General features: G+C 35.6%; 4 protein-coding genes. 3 read left to right on the top strand and 1 reads right to left on the bottom strand.

Going from position 1 to position 4455, the window contains the following annotated elements:
- Positions 1–98: 98 nt before the first annotated feature.
- Entirely contained in the window at positions 99–1217 is a 1119-nt protein-coding gene (locus tag IGL24_RS15395; protein WP_429968525.1) for a DNA cytosine methyltransferase, read from the bottom strand.
- Positions 1218–1252: 35 nt separating this feature from the next.
- Between IGL24_RS15395 and IGL24_RS15390 the strand changes: the two genes are divergently transcribed.
- From IGL24_RS15390 to IGL24_RS15380, 3 genes are all read left to right on the top strand, one after another.
- Positions 1253–2305 (top strand): hypothetical protein, encoded by a 1053-nt coding sequence (locus IGL24_RS15390; RefSeq protein ID WP_429968524.1) that lies wholly within the window; start codon positions 1253–1255, stop codon positions 2303–2305.
- Between the two features lie 784 nt (positions 2306–3089).
- Positions 3090–4058 (top strand): replication initiation protein, encoded by a 969-nt coding sequence (locus IGL24_RS15385; RefSeq protein WP_429968523.1) that lies wholly within the window; start codon positions 3090–3092, stop codon positions 4056–4058.
- Positions 4059–4060: 2 nt separating this feature from the next.
- Positions 4061–4321: an antitoxin gene (locus tag IGL24_RS15380; RefSeq protein ID WP_429968521.1), complete on the top strand. Its 261-nt coding sequence runs from the start codon at positions 4061–4063 to the stop codon at positions 4319–4321.
- Positions 4322–4455: the final 134 nt, after the last annotated feature.

The raw sequence follows: 4455 nt of genomic DNA, 5'->3' as shown, positions 1-4455 counted from the left end.
CTTCTTCAAAAGGCAAGTAAAAATTCTACTTGGAATAGCGGTGTGTGCGCACACACCCGATGCTTGCCCTTCAGGTCAATATCTAAAAATTTAATATATTATTTTGATGTTATCCCTAATTTATTTAATGTATAGAAAACAGAGCGTGCTACATGCCATGACATTACTGGTGGAACAGCATTTCCAATCATTTTATAAGCTGAACTAGCGGAACAAGCAAAATTAAAATCGTCTGGGAATGACTGTAATCTAGCTGTCTCACGAACAGAGAGCCTTCTCCAACCGTCCATATTATTTTCATCTTTCAAAGTAGTTCTGTAGTGAGCTTCTATGTTTCCGTGGTGCTCTGCACGAATTGTAGGGGCAGGTCGGTCAGCACTTATACGATTATTGCCTTGCATTTTTTTGCCAGGATAAAACTTAGCTTTAGAATAATCACGTTGAGTGTGATTTAAGACAGTAGGATCATTAATTTTTTCCCATAAATCATCGATACCTTCTTTAGCAGAAAGCCATTTTCGCTTTGTTTCTAACCCTGTTTGATCAAACAATACTTTAGGATAAAACACATCTTCTTGATCACCTAAATCTTTTCTTATTCCTAAAATAATAACCCTTCTTCTGGACTGTGGCACCCCATAATCAGCCGCATTCAAAACGCGATATTGCACATTATATCCTGCAACATCAAAAGCTTTTAGAATAGTATCCAATGCTGAAACGTCAACGGCATTTCCTTTGTTATCTTTTTTTGAATTTCGGATACCATCTACATTTTCGGCAACAAACATTTTAGGTCTATAGTGTTCTATTATTCGAATCATTTGAAGGTACAGCTGTCCTCTTGGGTCACTTAATCCTCCTCTTTTTCCTGAATAACTAAACGTTTGACAGGGGAATCCTCCTAAAACAATATCCACTTCTTCGTTAGGTAGCTCTCCTACATCTATGTCATCGATACTTCTTCTCTCTACCTTATGCCCAAAATTAATCTCATATACATCTGCCGCTTGTTTAAAAATATCATTGGAAAAAATTAAGTTAAATGGCTGTTCAGAATAATGGGTTCCTAAAAAATCGAAATTCCCTCGGAATCCTAAGTCCATCCCTCCTACGCCACTGAATAAGGAAACTACATTTAATTTTTTTGTTTCCTCAGGAACTTCTACTTCAAAAGTATTAATGGTATTGGTTTCTTTGTGAAAATATGATTTCATAATATATAACCCTTTCTAAGAATGGAGTGTGATAAATGAATATTGTTGATGTTTTAGACATAATCCGTAAAAAAATTGAATCTATAAGTCCAATAGATGATCGTTTTTTACGGAGCAAAGGGAATGATAACGGATTTGAAGAGTTATTCCCTTTGGTTTTAAAAGAAGTTTCAGAAGAATTATCTCCTCAAAATGTATTACAATTTACAATACACCTTGGTCATCACTTTCCAGATGTAGATTTGATTCTGAATGATGTTAAATATGGTGTTGAGCTAAAGTATCGAGGAAACGGCTCTTGGAATACCAATGGTAATTCTGTTTTTGAATCTATAACTGGGGAAGGATACGAAGAGATATATCTTGTGTTTGGAAGCAAAGTTCCAAAAGAGAAAAGGCTTTTGGTTAAATTTGCTCCTTATTGGCAAGTTACTTCAAGTATAAAAGTCACCCATAGTCCAAGATTCACCATTGATATGGAAAATTTGAGTGAATCCGTTTTTGATTCTAAAAAAGAATATGACTCTTTACGAAGCATGGGTGAATCAGAGAAAGTCCGTTTCGTTCAAAAATTTCTTAAAGAAAATAGCGGTGGAGCTAAATGGTATACAGCACCTGCTGAAACCGTTCCTCCAACCAAATTCAGTGATTTACCTTCTACAAAGAGGGATCAAATACGAGCAGAACTTCTAATTCTTTTTCCAGATGATTTGCTACATGGTAGTAAACACAGTAAATATACAAGGTCTGCTGAATACATTTTGGAAGCATATTACGTCTACAATAAATCTCTGAGAGATTTATTTTCTTCTGGTGGAGTTTATACTTTCAATACAACAGATTTCCCGAAAATTATTGGCACGTTAGTTTCCTTGAGAGAGTTGCTAATTCAAACTTTAAATAATGCTTCTGAGGATTTCTTTGAACTATGTAAAGAGAATTGGAGCAAAAATCTTCCCACTGATTTAATTTCCAATAATTTATACGACAGTTACAAAGCTATACTTAACTATTTAGGAAGCCTAGAACCATACAATAAACTCTTAGAACAATCTAACGTCCAAAAACTGTCAGAAATGATTCTATAATTCAATTTAGAGTAGCACAAAACCATAGACGCGTCAATAACCGCGTCTATGGTTTTGTGCTAGGAATTAATGACATGTGTCTTTAAATTATTGAGTCGTAGTTCCTAAGATATCTCTAAACCGGCATATTTTACGTTTTAAGCCTTTCCTCATTCGACCGTTATTTTTATACCAATATCAAGTAAAAACGTCTCTGTGAGCATAGTATGGCTTTTTACGGCTGTTCAGGTGGTTTATTGGATCTAAAATTGCTTTTGGGTTGTTAGGGCTTGCCCTGACCGCCTGTAAGGCGTTTAACAACCAAGATTAGATGTAATTACTAAAAACTTCTTAGAAAGACTTAGACAGGTTGTAAGACGGTCGTAAAGGATTCTTTGAACAACTGGTTTTGATTTTAGCGAGGGAGCAGAGTGACCGCTGCAAGTAAAATGTGAGAGCGTAGCGATCACTCCTTTCTAGTGACCGTAGGGAGCAGTGGGGGCAGTTTTACAAAATCCGCGAACCTGTTTGCGTCAAAAAGTGAGGTTTTTAGGGCGGGAATTTTCTTCCCCTCTTTTATAATCTCTTTTTAAACCTCTTTTAAACCTCTTTACCGTCGGCTGTGTCCTTACTCTCCCAAGGAGTGCATAGTCTTTTGGGGGTGGTTTTGTCTGTTTATGGGGGTGGTTTTGTCTGTTTATGGGGGTGGTTTTGTCTGTTTATGGGGGTGGTTTTGTCTGTTTGGGTGTGTTATTATGGGGGTAGTTATCATATAATATAACTCCTATAAAAACGAGGTGTTCTAATGGCTAATGAAATCGTTAAATATCACCATGAATTAAATACCATTCCCTTGCGGAAATTTACTCCTGTAGAAATGAATTTGTTTTTCTCTATCGTGTCCAGAATGCGTGAGAAAGGAGATAAAACTGTTCGCTTCACTTTTGATCAACTTAAAGATCTAAGTAACTATAAAGCGACAGCTAACGTACGGTTTGTAGATGACTTAAAAACAACCTACGAGAAAATTTTATCTTTGCGTTTTGGTCGCAGAAGTGAATCTGGGCTTTCCTACGAAATGTTTGTAATGTTTACTAAATTCAAAATCAATGGCGATACTCCTGAACCTTACGTAGATATTCAACTTTTTGAAGATGCTTTGCCTTTGCTAAATGGTTTAGATTCTTGGGTACGTTATTCTCTCCAACAATTCAATGAGCTAGAAAGTAGTTATTCAAAAACAATGTTTCGATTGCTAAAACAATTCCGTACCAAGGGCTTTGCTTACTTTTCCAAAGATGATTTTCATGAGCTATTAGATATTCCAAAAAGTTATAGGCAAAGTGATATAAATAAAAATGTCATAAAACCTATTCGTCAAGAATTAACTGCAATTTTCAAAGGACTAACGATCAAAAAGAAATACGGAAAAGGTCGTGGCAAGCCTGTAATTGGCTATCAATTTTCCTTTAAGCCTGAAATAAAAAAAGCAGATGACTTCAATAAACATGCACCAACCAAAGAAGAACAAAAAAGGGCTTTAGCTCAAGCAGATAAACAAAAAGAATACGAACAACAACCAACAACGATTGACGATAAAATTTTAGAAGCAAAGAGAAAAGTTGAGTTGCTTGAACAGCTCAAAGCCTTAGAGAAAAAAGAAAAACACTCAAAGGAAAAGGAGCCCCTTTCCGAAACTAATTCTTTAATTTCATCTTCTGAAAAAGATGATTTACTTGGTGGACTACGCAGTATTTTTTCGAAGGAGGATTGATTTTGAAGCCGTACGATTACAATCAAACTCTCAAAATCGAACAATTGAATGAATTATCAAAAGGTACGACCGCTCGACTGATTGGTTATTTGACGAACGAAAATATCGAAATTGATAACCGTAATAATTTTTTTGCTTTGTTGTATCAGCAATTCAAAGAAATGCTGAATCTCAACTTATTTTCCCTGTCAGGTACTGACTTAAAACGAGTAGAACAATACTGGCAAAAAATGAATGACCTTGTTTCAACTCTTTCAAAATAAATTCGAGTGAAGCGACAAAAAAGCCTGAAGCAAAAAATGTTTTTTTGCTTCAGGCTTTTTATCGGTATTAGGTGAAACCTAACAAGCATTCCATTTGGAATTTTAGGATATGGACGTCCATATCCGATGCTTGC

The sequence above is a fragment of the Enterococcus sp. DIV2371 genome, from assembly GCF_050498525.1.
GTDB classification, from domain to species: Bacteria; Bacillota; Bacilli; order Lactobacillales; family Enterococcaceae; genus Enterococcus_B; species Enterococcus_B mangumiae.
The sequence above is the reverse complement of the archived record's forward strand: the minus strand, read 5'-3'. Positions and strand labels throughout refer to the sequence as shown.

Bases quoted from the DNA above. Each gene is read 5' to 3' on its own strand.
- IGL24_RS15395 (WP_429968525.1), bottom strand. From the start codon at position 1,217: ATGAAATCATATTTTCACAAAGAAACCAATACCATTAATACTTTTGAA.
- IGL24_RS15385 (WP_429968523.1), top strand. From the start codon at position 3,090: ATGGCTAATGAAATCGTTAAATATCACCATGAATTAAATACCATTCCC.
- IGL24_RS15390 (WP_429968524.1), top strand. From the start codon at position 1,253: ATGAATATTGTTGATGTTTTAGACATAATCCGTAAAAAAATTGAATCT.